The sequence below is a fragment of the Streptomyces sp. NBC_00005 genome (genome assembly GCF_045160215.1).
Lineage (GTDB): Bacteria > Actinomycetota > Actinomycetes > Streptomycetales > Streptomycetaceae > Streptomyces.
This window is the reverse complement of the sequence record NZ_CP108316.1, coordinates 5,876,938-5,899,681: the sequence shown is the minus strand read 5'-3', so window position 1 is coordinate 5,899,681 and position 22,744 is coordinate 5,876,938. Positions and strand designations below refer to the sequence as shown.

General features: G+C 70.4%; 25 protein-coding genes. 10 read left to right on the top strand and 15 right to left on the bottom strand.

The window, feature by feature from the left end:
• Positions 1–19 precede the first annotated feature (19 nt).
• From OG303_RS27120 to OG303_RS27105, 4 genes are all read left to right on the top strand, one after another.
• Positions 20–727 carry a DUF6286 domain-containing protein gene (locus OG303_RS27120; RefSeq protein ID WP_405871545.1) on the top strand — a complete coding sequence of 236 codons (708 nt, stop codon included), beginning with the start codon at positions 20–22 and terminating at the stop codon, positions 725–727.
• A 43-nt stretch (positions 728–770) separates the two neighbouring features.
• Positions 771–1,370 (top strand): alkaline shock response membrane anchor protein AmaP, encoded by a 600-nt coding sequence (locus OG303_RS27115; RefSeq protein ID WP_405871544.1) that lies wholly within the window; start codon positions 771–773, stop codon positions 1,368–1,370.
• Between the two features lie 352 nt (positions 1,371–1,722).
• Positions 1,723–2,331 (top strand): histone protein, encoded by a 609-nt coding sequence (locus OG303_RS27110; protein ID WP_405871542.1) that lies wholly within the window; start codon positions 1,723–1,725, stop codon positions 2,329–2,331.
• 6 nt (positions 2,332–2,337) lie between these two features.
• Positions 2,338–3,234, top strand: a complete 897-nt coding sequence (locus OG303_RS27105) for an SRPBCC family protein (protein WP_405871540.1) — start codon at positions 2,338–2,340, stop codon at positions 3,232–3,234.
• A 15-nt stretch (positions 3,235–3,249) separates the two neighbouring features.
• Here the strand turns inward: OG303_RS27105 and OG303_RS27100 are convergent, their stop codons facing one another.
• Positions 3,250–4,107, bottom strand: coding sequence for a hypothetical protein (locus OG303_RS27100; protein WP_405871539.1), 858 nt, complete (start codon positions 4,105–4,107; stop codon positions 3,250–3,252).
• A 320-nt stretch (positions 4,108–4,427) separates the two neighbouring features.
• Positions 4,428–5,189, bottom strand: a complete 762-nt coding sequence (locus OG303_RS27095; protein WP_405871538.1) for a phosphoglyceromutase — start codon at positions 5,187–5,189, stop codon at positions 4,428–4,430.
• A 162-nt stretch (positions 5,190–5,351) separates the two neighbouring features.
• Between OG303_RS27095 and OG303_RS27090 the strand changes: the two genes are divergently transcribed.
• Positions 5,352–6,608 carry an MDR family MFS transporter gene (locus OG303_RS27090; RefSeq protein WP_405871536.1) on the top strand — a complete coding sequence of 419 codons (1,257 nt, stop codon included), beginning with the start codon at positions 5,352–5,354 and terminating at the stop codon, positions 6,606–6,608.
• Between the two features lie 66 nt (positions 6,609–6,674).
• Here the strand turns inward: OG303_RS27090 and OG303_RS27085 are convergent, their stop codons facing one another.
• Both OG303_RS27085 and OG303_RS27080 read right to left on the bottom strand, forming a co-directional pair.
• Positions 6,675–6,899, bottom strand: coding sequence for a hypothetical protein (locus OG303_RS27085; protein WP_405877498.1), 225 nt, complete (start codon positions 6,897–6,899; stop codon positions 6,675–6,677).
• 310 nt (positions 6,900–7,209) lie between these two features.
• Entirely contained in the window at positions 7,210–7,644 is a 435-nt protein-coding gene (locus tag OG303_RS27080; protein ID WP_405871535.1) for a DUF2000 family protein, read from the bottom strand.
• Positions 7,645–7,693: 49 nt separating this feature from the next.
• Here OG303_RS27080 and OG303_RS27075 point away from each other — a divergent pair, with 49 nt between their 5' ends.
• The gene (locus OG303_RS27075; protein WP_405871533.1) at positions 7,694–8,497 is read left to right on the top strand and encodes an AraC family transcriptional regulator; all 804 of its coding nucleotides are present in this window, start codon (positions 7,694–7,696) and stop codon (positions 8,495–8,497) included.
• A gap of 42 nt (positions 8,498–8,539) precedes the next feature.
• A complete protein-coding gene (locus tag OG303_RS27070) occupies positions 8,540–9,184 on the top strand; it encodes a methyltransferase domain-containing protein (protein WP_405871531.1) in 645 nt (214 codons plus the stop codon).
• 1 nt (position 9,185) lies between these two features.
• Here OG303_RS27070 and OG303_RS27065 read toward each other — a convergent pair whose 3' ends face one another.
• The 3 genes from OG303_RS27065 to mshA all read right to left on the bottom strand — a co-directional run bounded on the left by OG303_RS27065 (position 9,186) and on the right by mshA (position 12,788).
• Positions 9,186–10,844, bottom strand: a complete 1,659-nt coding sequence (locus OG303_RS27065; protein WP_405871530.1) for a glycosyl hydrolase family 28-related protein — start codon at positions 10,842–10,844, stop codon at positions 9,186–9,188.
• A 113-nt stretch (positions 10,845–10,957) separates the two neighbouring features.
• Positions 10,958–11,458 (bottom strand): YbjN domain-containing protein, encoded by a 501-nt coding sequence (locus tag OG303_RS27060; RefSeq protein ID WP_405871529.1) that lies wholly within the window; start codon positions 11,456–11,458, stop codon positions 10,958–10,960.
• A complete protein-coding gene (gene mshA, locus OG303_RS27055; protein ID WP_405871528.1) occupies positions 11,451–12,788 on the bottom strand; it encodes a D-inositol-3-phosphate glycosyltransferase in 1,338 nt (445 codons plus the stop codon). The genes OG303_RS27060 and mshA overlap by 8 nt, the downstream gene beginning before the upstream one ends.
• A gap of 297 nt (positions 12,789–13,085) precedes the next feature.
• Between mshA and OG303_RS27050 the strand changes: the two genes are divergently transcribed.
• The 3 genes from OG303_RS27050 (at position 13,086) to OG303_RS27040 (ending at position 17,112) form a co-directional block, all read left to right on the top strand.
• The gene (locus OG303_RS27050) at positions 13,086–13,898 is read left to right on the top strand and encodes a class I SAM-dependent methyltransferase (RefSeq protein ID WP_405871526.1); all 813 of its coding nucleotides are present in this window, start codon (positions 13,086–13,088) and stop codon (positions 13,896–13,898) included.
• Between the two features lie 275 nt (positions 13,899–14,173).
• Positions 14,174–15,259: an NlpC/P60 family protein gene (locus tag OG303_RS27045; RefSeq protein ID WP_405871525.1), complete on the top strand. Its 1,086-nt coding sequence runs from the start codon at positions 14,174–14,176 to the stop codon at positions 15,257–15,259.
• A gap of 548 nt (positions 15,260–15,807) precedes the next feature.
• Positions 15,808–17,112, top strand: a complete 1,305-nt coding sequence (locus tag OG303_RS27040) for a PP2C family protein-serine/threonine phosphatase (protein WP_405871524.1) — start codon at positions 15,808–15,810, stop codon at positions 17,110–17,112.
• A 131-nt stretch (positions 17,113–17,243) separates the two neighbouring features.
• Here OG303_RS27040 and OG303_RS27035 read toward each other — a convergent pair whose 3' ends face one another.
• The 8 genes from OG303_RS27035 to OG303_RS27000 all read right to left on the bottom strand — a co-directional run bounded on the left by OG303_RS27035 (position 17,244) and on the right by OG303_RS27000 (position 22,735).
• The gene (locus OG303_RS27035) at positions 17,244–17,576 is read right to left on the bottom strand and encodes a DUF2516 family protein (protein WP_405877496.1); all 333 of its coding nucleotides are present in this window, start codon (positions 17,574–17,576) and stop codon (positions 17,244–17,246) included.
• A 131-nt stretch (positions 17,577–17,707) separates the two neighbouring features.
• Complete coding sequence (locus tag OG303_RS27030; protein ID WP_405871522.1) at positions 17,708–18,364, bottom strand: hypothetical protein; 657 nt, start codon at positions 18,362–18,364, stop codon at positions 17,708–17,710.
• 84 nt (positions 18,365–18,448) lie between these two features.
• Entirely contained in the window at positions 18,449–19,090 is a 642-nt protein-coding gene (locus OG303_RS27025) for a helix-turn-helix domain-containing protein (protein ID WP_405871520.1), read from the bottom strand.
• A gap of 106 nt (positions 19,091–19,196) precedes the next feature.
• On the bottom strand, positions 19,197–19,346 hold the full coding sequence (locus OG303_RS27020; RefSeq protein WP_405871519.1) for a hypothetical protein: 150 nt from the start codon (positions 19,344–19,346) through the stop codon (positions 19,197–19,199).
• Positions 19,347–19,615: 269 nt separating this feature from the next.
• Complete coding sequence (locus OG303_RS27015; protein WP_405871518.1) at positions 19,616–20,509, bottom strand: GNAT family N-acetyltransferase; 894 nt, start codon at positions 20,507–20,509, stop codon at positions 19,616–19,618.
• A 199-nt stretch (positions 20,510–20,708) separates the two neighbouring features.
• Positions 20,709–21,575, bottom strand: a complete 867-nt coding sequence (locus OG303_RS27010; protein WP_405871516.1) for an RNA polymerase sigma-70 factor — start codon at positions 21,573–21,575, stop codon at positions 20,709–20,711.
• Entirely contained in the window at positions 21,572–22,150 is a 579-nt protein-coding gene (locus OG303_RS27005) for a carboxymuconolactone decarboxylase family protein (protein ID WP_405871515.1), read from the bottom strand. The genes OG303_RS27010 and OG303_RS27005 overlap by 4 nt, the downstream gene beginning before the upstream one ends.
• Positions 22,151–22,240: 90 nt before the next feature.
• Positions 22,241–22,735, bottom strand: a complete 495-nt coding sequence (locus tag OG303_RS27000) for an HAD domain-containing protein (RefSeq protein ID WP_405871514.1) — start codon at positions 22,733–22,735, stop codon at positions 22,241–22,243.
• Between the last annotated feature and the right edge of the window lie 9 nt (positions 22,736–22,744).

Here is a 22,744-nt window from a genome sequence, read left to right as displayed (position 1 = left end):
ACGCCACGACAGGATGATCATGACCTCCCGCAACCCGAGTGCCCCGCAGGACCCCGCGGGCACCCCGCGCGCCGGGCCGGACACCACGGCGGCACCCAAGACTTCGGAAGCACCGGCTGCACCGGCAGAGAGTCCGGAGCCCGCGGAACCCCCGCGCCGACAGGCGCCGGTGGAAGAACCGTCCCGCCGTCCATGGGGAGTGCGCCGCGCCACGGCTGCCGTGGCCGCCGCGCTGCTCCTGCTCGGCGCGGGCGCGCTGCTCTTCGAAGCCGTGTGGATACGCACCGGGCATGACGCGACTGCCTGGTGGAAGCGGCTGACCGACGAGTTCGCCACCCGCCCGGTGGACGACGTCTGGATTCTCACCGGCGCCGCCGTCGCGGCCGCGCTGGGACTGTGGCTGGTTGTTCTGGCTCTCACCCCTGGCCTGCGCCGCCGACTGCCCTTGCGGGTCCCTGCCGACAGCCACGGGCGCACAAGTGCCGAACTCGACCGCAAGGGTGCGGCGCTGCTGCTGCGCGACGCCGCCATGCGAGTCCCGGGCGTCTCTGCGGCACGCGTGCGGGTGAGCCGACGTCACGTCAAAGTCCGTGCCGATGTGAGCTTCCGCGATCCGGCCGAAATCAAGGACGAACTCACCGACGCCGTGCGGCGTGAAGAACACGACCGACTGGCCCTGGCCCGACCGCCGCGGCCGACGGTCCTCATACGCCCCGGCCCGACCTGACAACCCGCCCGGAACCAGCACACCGACAGTCAGGGGAGAGACGATGAAGAAACACACCACAACCAACCGCGTTCTCCTCGCCCTGCTCGGACTCGTACTCCTGGGCGGCGGCCTCCTGGTGCTCGCCGGCGGCGCCGACATCTACCGGCGCTGGAACCTCTCGCCTCCCGCCGACTGGCCGCTGACCACCCCGCAGGACGTCCTGATCCCGCGCGCCGACCAGGCAAGCTGGCCCGATCAGGGCTGGTGGTGGCCCACGGCCATCGCAGCCCTGGCCCTGCTCATGCTCCTCGCCCTGGTGTGGCTGCTGTCCCAGATCCCATGGCGACGCCCCCGCGCACTGCCCGTCTCGGACACGCCCGAGCAAGCCGTAGCCGTCAGCGACCACGTACTGGCCGACGCCCTCACCACAGACCTCGGCCTGCTGCCCGGCACCCGGCGGGCCCAGGCCCACATCCACGGGCCCAGCGCTCGCCCGCAGGCCCGGATCGACCTCACCCTCAACCCCGGCAGCGCCCCGGCGCAGCTGCTGGAAGACATACACGACGCGGTAGAACGCACCCGCCGATCCGTCGGCTGGAACGAACTCCCCACACACGTCCACCTGCACGTCGCCCGCCACGGAACACACCGAGCCGAATGAGGACACACATGCTGCTCCGGCTTCCGCCGCGCCTGGCGGGTCAACTGCGGATCACACGGCTGCGCTGTCAAAGACCCCCGGGCGCTGCAGGCTCGGCCCCCGGACCGGAAGGAGACGTGACGGCGGCCGCCGTCACGACCGAGATCCAGCCGGCCCAGGCCGGCAGTGTGCCCCAGGGACGCTCCTTTGCCGGATCACCGTGCGTGAATGCTGTTCAGGGTGCGCTTCAGCCGAAGCAGACCAGACTGATACGTAGGGGTGCCTGGCACAGGACCCGTCCGCGGGCTGCCCACCCTTTCGCCGTTGACCCGAGAAGCATCGGTCGCACTGAAAACAGTAAGAAGGCGAAATCATGAGTGAACCGAACAAGGCCGGGCTGGCTGCCGCCTTGGCCGGTGGCTACGTACTGGGCCGCACCAAGAAAGGGCGGATGGCCCTCACCGCGGCAGCGCTCCTGCTGGGCAGGAGCCTGCACCCACGGGAACTCGTCGCCGGGGGCATCCGCAAGATCGGCGGCATACCGCAGGACGGAGAATCGGGCGAGCAGGACCCTGGCGACATCGTGCAGGCGGGCCGCGAAGTGGTGTCGGCCGTCGCAAACCGTCGCCTGACCGCTTTCACCACCGCCCTGCACGAGCGCACTCTCTCGCTGAACGGGGAGACGGATGAGGAGGCCGCCGAGGACACGGACGGCGAGCCGGAGGAAGAGTACGACGAGGAAGCCGACGAGGAAGCCGACGAGGAAGCCGCGGAAGACGGGTCAGGGAAGCCGAGTCGGCAGCGCTCGCGCAGGCGGGATTCCGGTTCGGCGAAGCAGCAGTCCGCGGCAGGAAAGAACGCACCCAAGAAGAAGGCGGAAGCCAAGGGGCCCCAGAAGAAGTCCTCGCCGGCCCGGAAACCCGGTGCGAGGAAGAGCGCATCCGCCAAGAAGTCGACCTCACAGTCTCAGCGGGAGGGGTGACCTGAGATGGCAACGGACCAGAAGACCACAGCGGACCAGACTGCGCTGGCGCTTCTCAAGGAGGAGCTCGGTCAATATCTGGGCGCCCAGGTGAAGCACCTGGCACGGAAGGCGGGAGACAAGCTGGCGGACACCAAGGACCACCTCGCCGACGCCGCCGAGGAACGCGGAGGGGCCCTCCCCAAGATCGGCTCCCGCCTGCTCCACGGAGAGTCGCCGACGGGGGCCGTTGTCAAGGAGAAGGCCCAAGAGGTCACCAGCGGGGTCGCAGGCAAAGTCAAGGAAGCGGTTTCCGGCGGCGGCGCGGACGAAGGCGACCAGTCCGCCGACACCAAGGCCACGAACATCGTTGAGATGATTGACGTGGGGGTGCCGCTGCGCACCGCCTACGACCACTGGACGGAGTATGAGAGCTTCAGCCGCTTCACCAAAGGCGTGCGGGAAGCCTCACGCGGTGACGAAGCCACCAGCGAGTGGACCGTCAAGATCGGACCGTCGACCCGCAAGTGGAAAGCGACCGTCCGGGAACAGGTGCCGGACGACCGCATCGTATGGACTTCGGAAGGATCTCAGGGCACCACACAAGGAGCCGTCAGCTTCCACGAGATCGCTCCCACGCTCACCCGGATCATTCTCGTCGTGGTGTATTACCCGTCCGGGATTGTGGAGAAGACCGGAAATGTCTGGCGGGCGCAAGGCCGGCGGATGCGGCTGGACTTCAAGAACTTCCAGCGGTACGTGACGTTCGCGGGCGAGGAGGTCGAGGGCTGGCGCGGCGAGATTCGAGACGGCGAGGTCGTTCGCACACACGAAGCGGCCATTGCCGAGGAAGAGGAAGACGAGGAAGAAGAGGGACAAGAGGAAGAGGAAGAGGCAGAGGAAGGAGAGGAGGAGGAAGAGTAGGGTCCTGCCGGCTCCTTACTCCGCCTTTCCTTTCATGAGCGATGCACGGCGGCGCGACGCGACTGCAGGGCGCCTGGGTGCCTTCGCACCCCGCCTGGCACCGCGCTTCGCGGTGCCGCCGGCCTGGGCATCGGCTTTCGGGGCTGTATCACCCGCGACGCCACCCGTTTCTTCCGCGACGGCACCCTCGGCACCTTCGCTGACGCCCTTCACCGTCTCCTCGGCTCCCTCGGCGACCTCCCCGGCACCCTCACCGACGTCTGCCACCGCTTCGCCGGCGCCTTCGCCCATATCCCCGGCGGCCTTGCCCGCCCCCGCGCCCACATCCTCCGTGGCCTTGCCTGCCCCCGCGCCCACATCCTCCGTGGCCTTGCCTGCCCCCGCGCCGATGTCCTTGACGCTCCGGCCGGCGCCCGCACCGACCTCTTCCACCGCGTCGCTCGCACCGCGACCGAGTTCGCCGACGGCCTCCCCCGCACCTCGTCCGACTTCGCGAACCGCAGATCCGGCCGACGAGGTGACGTGCTCAAGGATCTCCGGATTGCGGTCGATCGTCTCCAGCACGCGGCTCACGACGGTGACCACATTGTCGAGGCGGACCTTGAGCAACGCCTGCGCCTCAACGCCCTTGATGTCGAGTTTCACCCGGCCCAGCATCACGTCCACGCCGACGTTGAGCTTCAGCAGATCGAGCACTTCGGCCTGGAGCGACACCCGTGCCCGGAGGTCCTCGACCTCGAGATCGATCTCGTCGACCTTGAGGATCGGCACATCCAGCAGTACATCCGGATCCTCGCGCGATCCGACCAACGGCCCCTCGGCGACCTCCTCGGGCTCCTCCGACTCTTCGCTGATCTCCGCGTCGTCGTCCATGTGACCCCCTCCAGCGTCAGTAAGGACGGTCCTATTCGGTATGTACAAGCCTAAAGCGGGCAGATCTGCCTGTCAGACGGTGAGGGGGTCGGCTCACCCTCCGCAGGGATCTGGTGATGGGTCCAGATCCGGTTCAACTCCTGTCGGCAATACAGCGAATGCAGGCTGAAATGAACACGAGGATGACTCCGATCCAGCGGTTGCGGGGGGCTGCATTCCGGCCGCAAGCCTCGGGCCACTGAGGTCCCAGAGAGGTCCCAGGCCGCGAAAATGCCCCCGACTCGCGCCGTTTGCGCAGGTCGGGGGCATGATCACAAAGGCTACTTCTTCTTGCCCTGGTTCTTGACCGCCTCGATCGCCGCCGCAGCCGCCTCCGGGTCGAGGTACTTGCCGCCCGGGGTGACCGGCGTGAAGTCGGCGTTGAGTTCGTAGTAGAGGGGGATGCCCGTCGGGATGTTCAGGCCGGCGATGTCCGCGTCCGAGATGCCGTCCAGGTGCTTGACCAGGGCGCGGAGGCTGTTGCCGTGGGCCGCGACCAGGACCGTGCGGCCCGCGAGGAGGTCGGGGACGATGCCGTCGTACCAGTACGGGAGCATGCGGACGACGACGTCCTTCAGGCACTCCGTGCGGGGGCGGAGCTCCGGGGGGATCGTCGCGTAGCGCGGGTCGTCCGACTGGGAGAACTCCGTGCCGTCCTCGAGCGCGGGCGGCGGGGTGTCGTACGAGCGGCGCCACAGCATGAACTGCTCCTCGCCGAACTCCGCGAGGGTCTGCGCCTTGTCCTTGCCCTGGAGGGCGCCGTAGTGGCGCTCGTTCAGGCGCCAGCTGCGGTGGACGGGGATCCAGTGGCGGTCCGCCGACTCCAGCGCGAGCTGGGCGGTGCGGATCGCGCGCTTCTGGAGGGACGTGTGGACCACGTCGGGGAGGAGGTCGGCGTCCTTCAGGAGCTCGCCACCGCGGACTGCCTCCTTCTCGCCCTTCTCGTTCAGGTTGACGTCCACCCAGCCGGTGAACAGGTTCTTCGCGTTCCACTCGCTCTCGCCGTGGCGGAGGAGGATCAGCTTGTACGGTGCGTCGGCCATGCCTCAGAGCGTAATCCACGCATTCGGGCCACAGGAGGCCCGCCCATCTGCCGGACAGTTGACGGGATCCGTTAATCGAGTGGCCGGGGAGGGCGCGGGTTTTGTAAGTTGCGCTTGCCCAACTGGGCACTTACATCCACATCGCCGCCGTGGGGGATCCCGATGTCGCTCGCCAGCCTGAGACGTGCCGTCCGGGAATCCGTCTCCGGGCTGCCCCGCGCGTTCTGGTGGCTGTGGACCAGCACCCTGGTCAATCGACTTGGGGCTTTTGTCGCTACTTTCATGGCTTTGTATCTGACGCTCGACCGCGGGTACTCCGCCTCGTACGCCGGTCTTGTCGCGTCCCTGCACGGGCTCGGCTCGGTCGTCTCCTCGTTGGGTGCCGGTGTGATGACCGACCGGCTCGGGCGGCGGCCCACGCTGCTGATCGCCCAGTCGTCCACCGCCGCCTCCGTCGCCCTCCTCGGCTTCATGCACGACCCGGTCGCCATCGCCGCCGTAGCCTTCCTCGTCGGGATGGCGTCCAACGCCTCCCGGCCCGCCGTGCAGGCGATGATGGCCGACATCGTGCGGCCCGAGGACCGTGTCCGGGCGTTCTCGCTGAACTACTGGGCCATCAACCTCGGGTTCGCCGTCTCCTCGATGGCCGCCGGGTTCATCGCCGAGTTCAGCTATCGCGCCGGGTTCCTGATCGAGGCAGGCATGACGGCGGTCTGCGCGGTGGTCGTGTTCCTGAAGCTGCCCGAGTCCCGGCCGCAGCGCACCTCCACCGAGAAGGCGGCGGACCGGGTCGGCCTCGGGACCGTTCTGCGCGACCGGCGCTACATGAGCGTGGTCGGCCTGTCCTTCCTCGTCGCCCTCGTCTTCCAGCAGGGGTCGGTCGGGCTGCCGGTCGCGATGGGTCGGGCCGGGTTCACGCCTGCCGACTACGGCATGGCGATCGCCGTCAACGGCGTCCTGATCGTCGCGCTGCAGATCCCGGTCACGCGGTTCATCGAGAGCCGGGATCCGCGGCGGCTGCTCGTGGTCTCGTCGCTCCTGGCCGGGTACGGCTTCGGGCTCACCGCGTTCGCCGGGTCGGTCGGGCTCTTCGCGCTCACCGTGTGCGTGTGGACGCTGGGCGAGATGGTCAACGCGCCGACCCAGACGGGCCTGGTCGTACGCCTCTCGCCCGTCCACGGCCGCGGCCGCTACCAGGGCATGTACACGCTGTCCTGGTCCCTCGCCGCGCTCGTCGCCCCGCTGATGTCCGGCCTGGTGATCGACCGGCTCGGCGCGGAGTGGCTCTGGGGGCTGTGCGCGGTCGTCGGCACGGTGGCCGGGGCCGGGTACGCGGTGCTGATGCGGCGGCTGCCGGCCCAGGAGCCGGCCGTCGCCGAGCCGCCAGCCACCGCGAGGCCCGAGGTCAGCGCGGCCTGACCACCGACGACAAGCCCCCTGCCTGCGCTTCGTTGCCGGTAGGGGGCTTGCTGCCGTGCTGGTGGATCAGAAGCTGACGTTCACGCCCGCCTGGTGGGGAAGCGCGCCGAGGGCGCCGCCGAGGGAGCCCAGGGCCGTCGCCTTGACGGAGTCGACCTCGGCCAGGAGGTCCGCGCTGCTGAGCGAGGTGGAGCCGACGGTGAGGCCGATCTGCGGGCTCAGGCCGCCGGAGACGGTGTCGAGCTCGGCGTCGGAGATCTCAGCGGTCTGAACCTGGGGAGCGGAGTTCATGAGGAAACTGCCCTTCACATGGAGGTGCACATGGGGGGAGCGGCCCGCGGGGGACAGAGAGCGGGGCGCGGTGCGCAGGATCAAACCACGGAGCGTGCCCGGCATCCAGTGCAAAGGCGCTCGTGGCAGGGCAGTTGAACGGCCGGGCGACCGAACCGTGTGCACACCCACACCAATTGGGGGCAGCTTCTCTACAGCAAACGGGTCACAGCGGGCCGACAGGTATGGCCCCCGGTGGCCGCGAACAGGACAACTCCGCACCAACAGAACCCGCCCGCACCGCGGTTGCGCAATCGCTGTGCAGATTCCGTCACGGGTGCATCCGGGCGCCCTTCAGCACCTTGTCCACCGCGTTCCTGGGCCCGTGCACCGCCAGCCCCACCACGTCCAGCTCCTGAGTCCGCACGGCCCGCACGGCCGCCCGGTTGTCCCGGTCGTTGCCGGTCGCGAAGAGGTCGGAGGTGAAGACCGCCCGCGGAAGCGCCCGGGACAGCGCGCGTGCGTGCGCCGCCTTCAGCGTCTCCTTCGTACCCTCGAAGACCAGCACCGGCTGGCGGAACATCGGGAGGTAGCCCACGCCGTCGGCGTCCTCGTAGGGCTCGCCGATCACCTCGGGGACCGTGGGGCCTAGGCCGCTGACCAGGAACGCTGTGACGTTCAGCCGCTGCCAGGGCTCCAGGTCCTCCCGCAGCAGGACGGCGATCTTGGTGTCGAAACGGACGGTCTCAGTACTCGTGCTGCTCATGCATCGAGACTGCCGAGCGTCGTACCACGTCGTCTTGTACGTTCTTTGCATGGCCCCGCAGCGTCCTCGGCCGGAAGTGTCCGCCTGGCGGCCCCGCATCCCCGGTGTCGTGGAGGTCTTCCACGCGCACTTCACCGAGTACGCCTACCCGATGCACGTGCACGAGGCCTGGACGCTGCTCATCGTGGACGACGGGGCCGTACGGTACGACCTCGACCGGCACGAGCACGGGACCCCGCACGACACGGTCTCCCTCCTGCCGCCGCACGTCCCGCACAACGGCTCCCCCGCCACCCCGCACGGATTCCGCAAGCGCGTCCTCTATCTCGACGACACGCACATCTCCGACGAGCTCATCGGGGCCGCCGTCGATCAGCCCGACCTCCGCGATCCCGTGCTGCGGCTGCGCGTCGGCCAGTTGCACACCGCCCTCGCGCTCGCCGGGGACGAGCTGGAGGCCGAGAGCAGGCTGACGCTCGTCGGCGAGCGGCTGCGCTCCCACCTGCGGCCGCGCACCACTGCCGAGGCCCCCCGTCCCGACCCCGTGCTCGCCCGCCGCCTGCGCGAACTCCTCGACGAGCGCGTCGTCGACGGCCTCACCCTCGACGAGGCCGCGGGACTCGTGCACGCCCATCCCGCCCATCTGGTACGCGCGTTCAGTACCGCCTACGGCATCGCCCCGCACCAGTACCTCAACTCCCGCCGCGTCGACCGCGCCCGCCGGCTCCTCCTCGACGGCCGGCCGCCGGGCGAGGTCGCCTCCGCCACCGGGTTCTTCGACCAGTCCCATCTCACCCGGCACTTCAGGAAGTTGGTGGGCGTGACGCCGGGGCGGTATGCGAAGACGGTGTAAACCGGTGGGGTTTCAGGTAGCGGCGACCGTAGTGTCCGCCGCATGGACTGGTACCGCTGGCAGGACGCCTACGACTCCCCCGATTCCGGCCTCGGGCAGCGCCTCGCCCTCGTCCAGGACCGGATCCGTGCCGCCCTGGACGAGGCACCGCCGGGACCGCTGACGGCCGTGAGCCTGTGCGCCGGGCAGGGGCGGGACCTGATCGGGGTGCTGGCCGGCCATCCGCGCGGGGCCGAAGTCCGGGCGCGTCTGGTCGAGTTGGACGAGCGGAACGTCGCGGCGGCCCGGACCGCGGCGCAGGCGGCCGGGCTGCCAGGCGTCGAAGTCCTCGCCGGGGACGCCTCGTTGACCGACCACTACGCCGATCTCGCCCCGGCCGACCTCGTCCTCGTCTGCGGTGTCCTCGGCAACATCACCGACGCCGACGTCGAACGCACCCTCGACCACTGCACGCGGCTGTGCCGCACGGGCGGCACGGTGGTGTGGACGCGCAACCGCAAGGCCCCCGACCTCGTCCCGCAGGTCTGCGCCTGGCTGGAGGAGCGCGGGTTCGAACGCCGGTGGCTGTCCGAGCCCGCACGCGCCCAGGCCGTCGGCGCCCACCGCTACACCGGCGAACCCCGCCAACTCCCGCTCGGGGAGCACATGTTCGACTTCATCGGCTACGACACCCTTCGCCGCGCCTGAGTCACAGCCCGCGCTGGGCCTCGTAGAGGTTCCGGGGCCGCACCGCGTCCGTCGTGGGATACAGCTCCAGGCGCGCGTGCAGATCCCCGGCGAAGTCGGGCACGTCGATCTGGTCGAACTCCCTGACCTCGTTGACGCCGACCGTCGCGGAGTACGGGGCCAGCCCGTCGATCTTCACCAGGCCCGCCCTGCCGTTCGTCACGCGGACGTTCCAGTGCGCGAAACGGGCGCCGTAGAGGGGCCCCGCGATCGCGTCGCCGCCGTGCCGGCCGTTGTTGTCGACGGTGATGTCGGTGCGGACGTTCGCGAAGGGCAGGCCGCGGTGGCTGTCGAACGTGCCCATCCGCATGTCGCCGCGGGACCAGACGTTGTACGAGGACAGGCCCTCCACGTTGATGCCGTGCAGCTGGGTGTCCGCGGGGGCCGGGACCGTGCGCTCCTCGATCGTGAAGTCCTCGATCAGGTTGTCGTGCGAGCCCTCGCGGCAGAAGTAGGGATGGTGCTCGCCACGGCCGCCGACCCGGGTGCGGAGCAGGGTGCAGGAGGACGCGGCCACCAGACCGAAGCCGTTGTCCACGTCACGGACCGCGACGTCGTCCACCCAGCAGTCGTACGTGCACTGCAGCGCGACCCCGTTGTAGCCCTTGTCGAGGAGGTGCGGGGACTGCGGCGTGGGAATCATCTGCAGGGTGAGGCCCTCCACTCCCGAGCCCGTCAACTCCCTTACATGCGTGGTGAACTGGGGGTTCCATTCGGGGCGCAGGTCCAGCGGGAGCGGGCGTTCCAGGGTGACGGTCCGGCCGTGGACGTGTGCGATGCGGACGGGCCACTCGTAGGGGACGTACGAGAGCAGCTTGGTCTTGTCCTCCCAGGAGTACGCCGCCGGGCCGGGGCCGCCCCCCGACATGTGCTGGAGGAGGGTGTGGGCCGGGTCGTCGGCGAGGCGGAGCAGGACCAGGTCGCCCGGGCGCAGCCGGGAGGGGTGCGCGACCTTCACGGACCAGGAGCCCTGCCGCGCGGGCTCGACGGCCGTCAGCGTCTCCCACTCGTCCCGCTTGTTGCCGGTCCAGCCCTCGAAGGGCCAGTCCTGCGCCCTGATGGCGGCGACGAGTGAGTCCCAACGGGCCCTCGGCGCCAGCCAGATGAGGCCGCCCGCCCAGGACCAGGACGACTTGGTGCCGCCGTAGCGGGAGCCGTAGACGCCGATCAGTTCGGTGAGGTTCTTGGTGGCATAGAGCGTCGTACGGCCGCTGCCGGCGCCGCGCAGCACGACGTTGTCGTGTCCGATCCGGATCACGTCGTCGATGCGGAAGGTGCCGGGCGGGATGGTGACCGTGCCACCGCCGGCCCTACCGGCGGCGGCGATGGCACGGTTGATCGCGGGGGCGGAGTCGGTCGCGAGGCCTGCCACGGCTCCGTGGTCGCGTACGTCGGCCACGACGGGGCGGCGGGGGAAGCGCGCCGCCCCGCCACGGCAGCCGGCCCGGCCGACGTACGGGATCTGCGGGTGGGTGAAGGGGGTGCGGGTGAACTCCCGCCAGAGGGAAGGGACTTCGCCTTGGTGGAGTGCCTGGGGGACGGGGACCGCCAGGGCCAGGGCACTGCCGAGCAGGGTCCGTCTGGTGAGGTGCGCGTTGCCCATGTCCGTCCGTCCTCCCATGGGAACTTTCATGGATGTGAACGACGTTCAGAATCGCGATGGCGGTGAGCATGCCACGAAGCCCCCTCCCTGCGGAAGGGGTTGAACAAGAGGACAGTCAGAGGTCGTTCAGGTCATCCAGACGGGCGCTGGGTCAGATGAGTGAACGCGTCGAGATTCCGCGTCGACTCCCCGCGCGCCACCCGCCACTCGTACTCCTTGCGGATCGCGGACGCGAAACCGAGTTCCAGGAGCGTGTTGAAGCTGCCGTCCGCCGCCTCCAGGACCTGGCCGAGCAGACGGTCGATCTCGTCCGGGGTGACGGCGGCCAGGGGGAGCTTGCCCGCGACGTAGACGTCGCCGAGTCGGTCGACGGCGTAACTCACGCCGTACAGCTTGAGGTTGCGCTCCAACAGCCAGCGGTGGACGCCGGACTCGTTCTCGTCGGGGTGGCGGATGACGAAGGCGTTGAGGGAGAGGGAGTGCCGGCCCACGAGGAGGGAGACCGTCGTCGACAGCTTGCGGGTGCCGGGGAGATTCACCACGTAGTTGCCGGGTGCGGGGCTCTCCCACTCGAGCTCGGCGTCCTTCAGGACTCCCTCGATCACCTGGGCCGCCTTCTGCGCATCAGCCATGGTGGGAGCGTACGCGACGCCGGTACGACTGCATCGCGGCCGTGTAGACGTCCGCCGTCGCGGCGGCCGCGGTGTCCCAGCCGAAGGACTGCGCGTGCCGCGCGGCGGCTCCGCCCACCCGGGACGGGAGCGTCGGGTCGTCGGCGAAATCGCTCAGTACGCGCGCGTAGTCGGCGGGATCGTGGCCTCGTACGAGGAAACCCGTCTGTCCGTCGCGCACGGCCACCGGCAGTCCGCCGACCGCCGCGGCGAGCACCGGCGTCCCGGCCGCCTGCGCCTCTATGGCGACCAGGCCGAACGACTCGCTGTAGGACGGCATGACGAGGACGGAGGCGGCCCGGAACCAGTCCGCGAGCTGGTCCTGGTCGACGGGCGGACGGAAGCGGACCACGTCCGCGATGCCCAGCCGCGCCGCCAGCTTCTGCAGGCCCTCGGGCTTGGCGAGACCGCTGCCGCTGGGCCCGCCGACGATCGGCACGACGATCCGGGAGCGCAGTTCGGGGCGCTCGTCGAGCAGGACGGCGACCGCGCGCAGGAGCACGTCCGGCGCCTTCAGGGGCTGGATGCGGCCCGCGAACAGCGGCACCAGCGCGTCCTGCGGGAGGTCGAGGCGGGCACGGGCGGCCGCGCGGCCGTCGGCCGGGCGGAAACGGTCGAGGTTGACGCCCGGGTGCACCACGGCGACCTTGCCGGGGTCGGCGCTGTAGTGGTGCACGAGTTCGTCGGCCTCCTCCGCGGTGTTCGCGATGAGGCGGTCGGCCGCTTCGACGATCTGGGTCTCGCCGATCACACGGGCGACGGGCTCGGGGGTGTCGCCGTCGGCCAGGTTGGCGTTCTTGACCTTGGCCATGGTGTGCATGGCGTGCACCAGGGGGGCGCCCCAGCGCTGGGCGGCGAGCCAGCCGACGTGGCCGGAGAGCCAGTAGTGCGAGTGGACCAGGTCGTAGTAGCCGGGCCGGTGGCCGGCCCAGGCCTGCATCACGCCGTGCGTGAAGGCGCACAGCTGGGCCGGCAGCTCCTCCTTGGCGAGACCCTCGTAGGGGCCCGCGTCGATGTGGCGGACGAGGACGCCCGGGGCCAGCTCGACGGTCGGGGGAAGGACGGCCGTGGTCGCGCGCGTGAAGATCTCGACCTCGATGTTGATCGCGGCGAGGCGCTGCGCGAGCTCCACGATGTAGACGTTCATGCCGCCCGCGTCGCCCGTGCCGGGCTGGTGCAGCGGTGAGGTGTGCACGGACAGCATGGCGACGCGGCGGGGGCGGCGGTGGAGCCTGAGCCGCGGGGGCGCCGTCTGGGAGCGTCGCCCGAGCCTGCTGACGTACTGGCTCACGTGGCGTTCCTCCTTGTGCGGGCATGCCTGACGGAGGGTGCGGGGCATCCTCCAAGGGCGGCAACGCCGGAGGGAGGGGTTCCCATTCCTGGGGCGATGGTTTTTACCGAGGCATTACCGGGTGTCGCTCAACCGTTCGAGGCTGGAATGCGTAGGGCTCGGGACGGAACGGGCGCACTCACGAGCGCCGGCCGGCACCCATCAGCCCGTCCGGCGTGTGAGGACGAGGCCGTTCAGGCCGATACGGGGGCCTGGGTGCGGAGCCCCCAGGGACGGGCACCACCTACCCTCGTACCCATGACAGCCCGCGCAGCCCACCGCCCCGTGGGCACGGTCACGCGCGGAACGACCAACCCGAACCGCCTACGCCGTATGGACCGCTGGATCACAGCGACCCACGGCCCCGAACTCCGCCGCGCCACCGACCCCGTCGCCGTCGACCTCGGGTACGGGGCGGCGCCCTGGACCGCGGTGGAGCTACTCGGCCGCCTCCGCACGGCAGCGCCCCACGCGCGCGTGGTCGGCATCGAGATCGAACCGGCGAGGGTCGCGGCGGCGAAGCGGTACGAGCGCGACGGCCTCGTCTTCCGGCACGGCGGCTTCGAGATCCCGATCCCCCGGCGCCCCCTGCTGATCCGCGCGGCGAACGTGCTGCGGCAGTACGAGGAGTCCGAGGTCGCCGAGGTGTGGCAGCGCCTGTGCGCCCGCCTGGCCCGCCCGACGGAGTCCTCCCGCGGCGGGCTGCTGGTCGAGGGGACCTGCGACGAGATCGGGCGCCGGCACGTGTGGGTCGCGCTCGGCCCGGAGGGGCCGCGGACGGTCACCTTCGCGACCCGACTCGGCTCCCTGCAGCGCCCGTCGGACCTCGCCGAGCGGCTCCCCAAGGCGCTCATCCACCGCAACATCCCCGGCGAACCGGTGCACGCCTTCCTGCGCGACTTCGACCGTGCCTGGTCCGCCGCCGCGCCCTACGCCTCGTACGGCGCCCGCCAGCGCTGGATCCGCGCGGTGCGGGATCTGACGTCCGACTGGCCGGTGACGGACGGGCCCGGGCGGTGGCGGCAGGGCGAAGTGACCGTGACGTGGGAGGCGTTGGCGCCCCGCGGTTGACCCGCCGCCGCCCCGGACCGGTCCCGCACACGGCACCGCCCCCACCCCTGACCTGCGGGGAACGATCTTCGTGAGTTGTTCGTCACACAGGCGGGGAGATCGTCATGACCGGGAGGGAAAGGGGGGAGGCACGGAGAAGCGCTACCTCGGGTACGGCCTCTGCCACTTGGCAGTACGTCTGTCGCTCGGTAGTGCCTCTGTCGCTTTGTACGTCGGCGTGGCACGATCCCCCAGACGTAAGTTACTGACGGTAAATCAGGTTTGGGGGAAGCGTTATGGGTGCGGGCAAGCGCGGCCTGATCGCGACGGCCGTGACCGTGGTCTGCGCGGTCACCGTGCTGGCGGCACCGGGCACGGCGTTCGCGAGCCCAAGTCCCACGCCCTCCCCGAGCACGTCCCCCTCCGCCTCCTCGACCCCCTTGCCGGACAAGGACCTTGAGGCCGTCCGCGAGAAGCTCGACAAGCTCTACCACGACGCCGCGGTCGCCACGGACTCGTACAACGCGGCCGAGGAGAAGGCCCAGAAGCAGTCGGCCGCGATCGTCGACCTGGCGAAGAAGATCGTCAAGGGCCAGCAGAAGCTGGACGAGTTGAAGAAGCGGGCGGGCGCCGCGGCCGCCGCCCAGTACCGCACCGGCGGACTGCCCGACGAGGCCCAGCTGCTGCTCAGCGACGACCCGCAGGAGTTCCTCGACGGCGCGGGCCGGGTGCGGCAGGGCGAGCGCGCGACCAAGGGCCTGATCGGGGAAATGACCCGCACCCAGCAGGACTTGAAGCAGTACGCCGCCGACGCCGCCGACCAGTGGAAGAAGCTGGAGGCGGGCCGCAAGGCGAAGGACGCCGCCCGCAAGAAGATCAAGAAGCGGATCGCGGCCGCCGAGAAGCTCGAGGACCGGCTGGAGAAGAAGGAGAAGGAGCGCCTCGCCAAGCTGGAACAGGAGGCCGCCCTCAAGGCCCAGACCGCCTGGCTCGACTCCGGGATCCTCGACGAGATCAACAGCAAGGCGTCCGCACAGGGCAAGAAGGCGGTCGAGTTCGCCACGGGCCAGATCGGAAAGCCGTACGAATGGGGCGCCGAGGGCCCGGACACGTACGACTGCTCGGGGCTGACCTCACAGGCCTGGGCGGACGCCGGCCACGGCATTCCGCGCACCTCGCAGGAGCAGTGGAAGCAGCTGAAGCACATCGCCGTCAAGGACATGCGGCCCGGCGACCTGATCATCTACTTCGACGACGCCAGCCATGTCGGGATGTACATCGGCGACGGCGCGATCGTGCACGCCCCGCGCCCCGGGCGGACGGTGACGATCACGGGCGCCGGCTCGATGCCGATCCTCGGGGTGGTACGGCCGGACGCGTAGGGAGGGTGGCCGATCGGACCGCAGGGACGGGCAGTCCGGCCGGGCGCGTACCGACAGGCAGTCGGACCGGACACGTACAAACAGGCAGTCGGGTCGGGCCGTAGGGACAGACGGTTGGGGCCGGACGCGCACAGACAGGCAGTCGGACCGGACGCACACAGACCGGCAGTCGCACCGGACGCGTACCGACAGGCAGTCGCACCGGACGCGTACCGACAGGCGATCGGGCCGGACACCTACGGACAAACAGTCGGGGCCGGACATCTGCGGACAGACGGTCGGGACAGGGCGTTTGAGAGCCCGGTCACGTGACCCACTGCACCCCGAACACCCCGGCAAACCCACGGGAGACGTGACGTTCGTCATTCTCCCCCCAGGCCCCTCCTGTCCAACTGCGGTAGGGATCGCGGCATATGACTCTGGCGTGTCTCCAAGCAGCGTGTCTCACGCCATTCCTTTACAGCACCGCCACCCGCTATGGTCCCGGTCGGTGGATCGAGATCTCTCGCACCACCGTGCCCTCGGGGGGAGGGAAGGAACTCAAGACGATGCCCGTACCCATACCGCGGCAGAGAGCGATCCCGGCCGCGGAGAGTGGTCAGGCGCAGGCCGCACCACGAGGCGGCACCTCCACGGACCAGATCCCGCACAAGGAAGCCACGGTCGACAACAACGCCGCCACCACCAACCTGACGCTGCTGCTGATCGAGGACGATCCCGGCGGCGCCACGGTCATACCCGAACTGCAGGACTCGGCCGGCCGGCCGATCCGCGTGCGCACGGCCCGCAACCTCACCGAGGCCGCGCGGCTGCTGACCGACGACGTCCACTGCATCCTGCTGGACCTCGCGCTGCCGGCCACGGGCCGCAGCGGTGACGACGACGAGCTCGCCGTGCTCAAGCACGTACTGGAGCTCGCGCCCCGGCACGCCGTCCTCGCGCTCACCGCGTCCGGCGACGCCGAACGCGGCGCCGAGGCAGTGCGGGTCGGCGCCCAGGACTACCTCTTCCGGGACGAACTGGACGGCCGACTGCTGAGCCGCGCGATCCGCTACGCCGTGGAGAGGAAACGTTCCGACACGGCCGAGCGGCGGCTCGCCGAGGGCCGCGTGCGCGCACAGGAGAACCGCCGCCTGGAGCGAGGGCTCCTGCCGACCCCGCTGCTGGAGGGCTCGTCCCTCCGCTTCGCCGCCCGCTACCGCCCCGGCCGCTCGCGCGCCCTGCTCGGCGGTGACTTCTACGACGTCGTCCGCACCCCGGACGGCACCGTGCACGCCATGATCGGCGACGTCTGCGGGCACGGCCCGGACGAGGCGGCGCTCGGCGTGGAGCTGCGCATCGCCTGGCGCGCGCTGACACTGGCGGGCCTGTGCGGCGACGAGCTCCTCGGGACCCTGCAGCAGGTGCTGGAGCACGAGCGCTCCGACGAGGAGATCTTCGCGACCCTGTGCGCGGTGGACATCTCACCGGACGGCCACAGCGCCGGCCTCTGCCTGGCCGGCCACCCGTCCCCGCTGATCGCCCGCCCGGGCCGCCCCGCGAAGCTGCTGCCGTACGACAACAACGGCCCCGCTCTCGGCCTGCTGCCGGGCGCCCGCTGGCCGCGGATGCAGGTGGAGCTGGGCCGCGAGTGGAGCCTGATGCTCTACACGGACGGGCTGATCGAGGGCCGGATCGGCGAGGGCCTGGAACGGCTCGGCCAGGACGGCATGGTGGAGATGGTGCGGCGGCAGCTGGGCGCCGGGTTGCGTGGGGAGGAACTGCTGCGGGCTGCCGTGAACGAGGTTCGCGAGCTCAATGGCGGGGAACTGACGGACGACGTGGCTGTGCTGCTGTTGGATCGGGCCGCCTGAGCGGGAATCCGCCTTTCCGGCTTCCGTAGTGCCCCGGCCAGCCGTCTGTTGCGGCTGATCGAGCCCACGCGGCGGAGCCGCACATCGACACAGCCCCGCGCCCCTTTGAGGGGCGCGGCCTTTGGGGCGCCTCAGCGACCGCCGTTGTACGGGCCGTACGGGCCGTCGCTGCTGGAGCCGCGGCGGCTGCGGCCGCCGCCCGGGAGGCCGCGGAGGGCGGGCCGGACGTCGACCATGTACACGATGGTCGCGACGAGGCCGATGACGGGCAGGAACGACAGGATGTTGAAGATCAGGTTCACCACGAAGGCGATCGCGAGGATGATCAGCCAGAAGGGCTTGGTCTTCTTGTCGGCCGCGCGATAGGCGTCCTCGCGGCGCGTGGCGGCGTCGATCAGCGCGAAGCCGCTGAAAAGGATCAGGGCCATGCTCAGCAGCCACATGAATCCTGCGAACCCCTGCATCAGCACTACGTCCACCACCAGACTCGGCTTGTCCCTACGCGGTCACCGTACCCGTTCCGGCAGGTCCGCTACACGGAGAACGGGCCGGGCACCCAAGGAGTGCCCGACCCGTTACCGATCACCCGTCCGTGTCACTTCGCGGGCGGCGTGGTCTTCTTCGCGGTGGCCTTGCGGGCCGGCGACGCCTTCTTGGCGGCGGGGGCGGCGGGCTTCTTCGCCGCGGCGGGCTGGGCCTTGACCGCGGCGGGCTTGGCCTCCTCCTTGACCTCGACGGGCTCGGCCTTGGGCTCGACCGCGACGGCGAGCTCCTCGATCTCGTCGGCGGCCTCGCCGCGCCAGGTCTTCACGGCCTGCTCGCCGTGCTCGGCGACCTTCTCGTAGGTCTCACGGGCCTTGACGGCGTACTCGGCGGCGACGCCGACACCGCGCAGCGCGATGTCCTGGGCCGACTCGCCGAACTTCTTCAGGTCGGCGTCGATGGTGGAGCCGAGCTTCTTGATGTCGCCGTCGAGGGTCGCCAGGAAGTCGGTGACCTTGGTCTGGAGGGACTCCTGCGTCTCCTTGACGCGGGCCTGCGCCTCCTTGGCGCGAGCCTGGGCCTTCTCCTGGACGGCCTTCGGGTCGGTGCTGCGGACGGCCTCGATACGGGCCGGGGCCTCGGCGCGGAGCTGCTCCACGATGCCGGGCACCTTCTTGGCCTGCTGGAGGGCCAGGTCGGCGGTGCCGGCGGCGAAGTAGAGCGGGGTCGGGTCGCTGAGGGTCTTACGGAGGTCGTCGGTGATGGCCATGGTGATGGTCCTCCCGGGTCGCTTGCAGTCGAGGGTTTTGGGTCCCGCGGTCGGACAGCCGGCCGAGTGCACGTACTGCTCGGGTCAGCCGGCCGTCTGCTGCGGGTCGTTCGGGTCCTGCGGTGCGGCATCGTTGCCGTCGGACGTGCGGGTGCGGCGCGTGGCGGACCTGCGTCCGCCGGCCGTGCGGGTCTTGCGGGTTCGGCGCTCGCCGGTGTGCTCGCCGTCGCCCTTGCGGGCCCGGCGTATGGCGGTGTCGTCCTCCGTGACGTCCTCGACGTCCTGAGCTCGAGTCGCACCCGGACCGGGCTCGGCGGTCAGGACCACCGCGCCCTCCTCCGGGGCCGTCTCGGTCGCCTCGTCCGCCGTGCCGCTCCCGAATCCGTTCTCCTTGCGGAAGGACTCGTAGATCTGGAGCAGCACCTGCTTCTGCCGCTCGTTCAGCGTGGGATCGGCGAGGATGACGGCGCGCGTCTCCACCTCGTCCCGGTCCCGCTCGGCGTCGAGGATGCCGGCCCGCACGTACAGCGTCTCGGCGGAGATCCGCAGCGCCTTGGCGACCTGCTGCAGCACCTCCGCGCTCGGCTTGCGCAGCCCGCGCTCGATCTGGCTCAGATACGGATTGGACACCCCGGCGGCGTCGGCGAGCTGCCTGAGCGACAGCTGCGCGGTGCGCCGCTGCTCGCGCAGGTACTCGCCGAGATTGCCGACGTTGAGCGATGCCATGTCCCCACCTTGCACCACCCCCGCTAACTATTGCAAGCACACGCTTGCAAAAGTGCGCCACGCCACTCGTACGACGGAACGGACTGAGCACCATGGGTGTCCCGTCTCAAGCGACCCTCCTCCAGCCGGTGAAGGTAGGGCCGTATGTGAGGGCGAACGTCCAGCCGGCGTGCTCGCCGACGCGGACCACGGCACTGCTCGGCCCACGGTCGGGATGGGCGTCGACGTCAAGGGCGGCCACCTCGGCGTCGGTCATCGGTTCCGCCCTCGCCCCGTGCGAAGCGCCAGTTCCTCGGCGTCGATGCCGCGGGCGAAGTGCACATCCAACATCCACCCGGAACTTGTCGTCGCGCCGACCATCCACTGAATACCGTCGTCCACGTGCACTCCCCTTTGGAAACGAACAGGCCCCCTGCCTGTTCGCGATGGCATGAGGACAGCCCTCTGACATATCAGCCACCCCATGGAGAGCACACCCGGCATCGCCGCCCGGCGGCAGAGGCGTTCGCTGTCCCGGTCGTGTCCCTATCCCGCTTCCGCCGCGTCGTACGAGAAGTCGTACACGGCCCAGTCGGTGACCAGGTCGTATCCGAGCCGCTGGTAGAGGGCGTTGCTGGTGGGGTTGGACGCGTCCGCGAACAGGGCGACCTCCGTGGCGCCCGCGGCCAGCGCGGCCCGGCTCACCTCGGCCGACGCGGCGGCCGCGTAGCCGCGACCGCGCAGGTGGGCCGGGGTGTAGACGATGTCCACCTGGGCCAGGCCGGCGATCGTCGGGTTCACGCCCGCCATGGAGACGGGTGTGCCGTCCGGGGTCTCCCAGAACGTGTAACGCTTGTCGGCGAAGCGGGTGCCGGCCCAGGAGTCGGCGTCGATGGAGACGTCTTCGCCGACGTCCGCGGCGAACTCCCGGCACCAGTCCATGAGTTGCTCGCGGTCCCGCTCCCCCACGACCCGGCCCCGGCCTTCCGGGGACGGCTGCGGTGGGGTGAGTGTGCCGAGGCGGTACAGATGGAGCCGCGTGTCGCGGATCTTCGGCGTCGCCCCGGTGTGCCGCTGCCAGGCCTCGGCGAAAGCGGTGGCGGTGCCCTCGTCCGCGCTGACGTAGGGAAGGGAGTGGCCGAGGGCGGCCAGGCGGGCGGCCAGGGTGTCGGCCTGCTCGGGGGTGAGGGGGGTGGCGCCCAGGCCGCGGGCCGGGAGGCGGTAGAAGGAGGCGCGGACCTCGCCCGCTCGCTCCAGCCGGCCGAAGACGGGGGCGGAGACGGGGGCTTGGGCGCCGTCTGCGGCCGACCCGTGTGCCCGCAGTCGCGCGGTCACGGTCAGCAGCATGATGTGCGGAACGGCGCGCGAGCGCAGGAACTCTCCGGCCCGGGCGAGGAATTCGTCGACGTCTTCGGTGAGCTGCCAGTCGTCTGGACGCATGCTTCATGATTTCCCACACGCTCGGCTCCGAGACAGCACTTCGCCGGAGATGATCGGAGATGAGTCGTCGCCGGAGATCATCGGCGGTTGAGGGCAGCAGTGGGGCGGAGCGCCCGCACCGGGTGGGGTGTTCCGGGCGGGTGCTCCGGGCGGTTCCCCCCGCCCGGAACACCCACGAAGCCGGTGCAACAGCGGCGGCCTACCTGGCGAGTTCGGCCTGTTCGTCCAGGCGGGTCAGCTTCCGCGGGTTTCTCACCACGTAGATCCGGGCGATCCGCCCGTTCTCCACCTCGAGGCTCACCGCGGCCGGCTCGCCGTCGAACTCGATCCGGCCCGCGGGCGCGCCGTTGAGCCACACGGTCGTCAACTCGAGCTCTGTCACCACCCGTTTGGCGCGCGCGAGCAGACGTGCCACCTCTTCGGCACCGTGGATCGGCGCAAGCGCGGCGGCCACGATCCCGCCGCCGTCGGCGATCATGACCACGTCGGGCGCCATGATCTCCAACAGCTCCTGCAGCTGCCCGGTGCGCAACGCGGCCAGGAACCGCTCCACCACGGCCTGTTGCTCCGACCGGCTCACCTGCACCCGCGGCCGCCGGGCCGCCACGTGCTCGCGGGCCCGCCGCGCGATCTGCCGCACCGCGCCCGCGGACTTGCCCGTCGCCTCGGCGATCTCGCCGTACGGCATCTCGAAGACCTCGCGCAGCACGAACACCGCCCGCTCCGTCGGCCCGAGCGTTTCGAGAACGGTCAGCATCGCGATCGACACGCTCTCCGCGAGTTCGACGTCATCGGCGACATCGGGGCTGGTCAGCAGCGGTTCCGGCAGCCACTCGCCCACGTATTCCTCGCGGCGGCGCGACACGGTCCGCAGGCGGTTGAGCGCCTGCCGCGTGACGATCCGCACGAGGTACGCCCGCGGCTCACGCACCTGCGACCGGTCGACGTCGGCCCATCGCAGCCAGGACTCCTGCAGCACGTCCTCCGCGTCGGCCGCCGACCCGAGCATCTCGTAGGCGACCGTGAACAGCAGGCTGCGATGGGCGACGAACAGGTCCTCGGTCATGCCGTGGACACCACGCCGGACTTCTCAGGACACGCGGCCAGAGGAATCTCGCAGGCGGCGGAGTAGCCCTGCGACTCGATCCCGAGCGCCGTGTTGTTCCTGGTGGCCATGTTGACGAAGGCGATGAACGCGGTGAGTTCGACCAGCGCCGCCGGGCCGAGCCGGTCCAGCAGCCCCGCGGACAGCTCGTCGGTGACGTTCGGCGGCGTGTTCGTCATGGCCTCGGCGTACTCCAGCACGTCCCGCTCCAGCGGCGTGAACACGTCCGACTCCCGCCAGCGCGGCACCTGACTCGCCTTGGTCATGTCCAGGTTCTGGTTCTGGGCCTGGAAGTAGCCCATGTCGAGGCACCAGCTGCAGCCGACCTGCGCCGCGACGGCCATGTGCGCGAACGACTTGAGGCTCTCGTCGGCCACGTCCCACTCGCTCACCTTCCCTCCGATCTCCAGGGACGACGTGGCCACCCTGGGGTTGTGCCACGTCACCTCGACGGGTTCGGGCACCGCACCGAGCTGCTTGATCATGTTCTCGCTGAGCTCGCCGTCGAGCTCGGCCTTCGGAACGCGTAGCGCCATGATGTTCCCCTTGTGCGTCCGTGTACGTATGCGTACGTCTGCCGATTCGGCATGAAGACACCGCCGGGCGCGCGAGTGTGACAACCCGGCTCATGGCCGGGCGCGATTCCTTCCGAGCCACTCCTCGATCACGGCGAAGTCCGCGTCGGTGAGCCCGTGGCGGTGGTCGACGCGGTGCAGCAGGGCGGGCGCCGGATGATGCGCGGCGGCCCAGGTCCGGTCGGCGCCGGTGATCTCGTCGTCGACCCAGACGAAGGGACGGCCGTCCGCCCAGGCCACCAGGGGCCGCGTCTTCCAGTGCAGGGGCGCCGACAGCTCGTCCTCGTCCGGCCAGTCCACCAGCGGCAGCGCGGGCAGGCCGAGCCAGGGCGCGACGCACACGTTCGCGTCGTCCATCCAGGTCGTCGCCCACACCAGCTCGCAGTCCAGCGCCGTGAGCCGCGCGCCGAGCGCCGGATCGATGCGGTTCAGCAGCGGATGGCCGGCGGCGGCCGACGGTGCGGCGAAGCGCGTCTCGTACGACGGGTAGGGGCGCGCCGACCCGAAGGGGAGCAGCGTTCCGTCGACGTCGAGGAAGAGAAGCATCAAGGACAG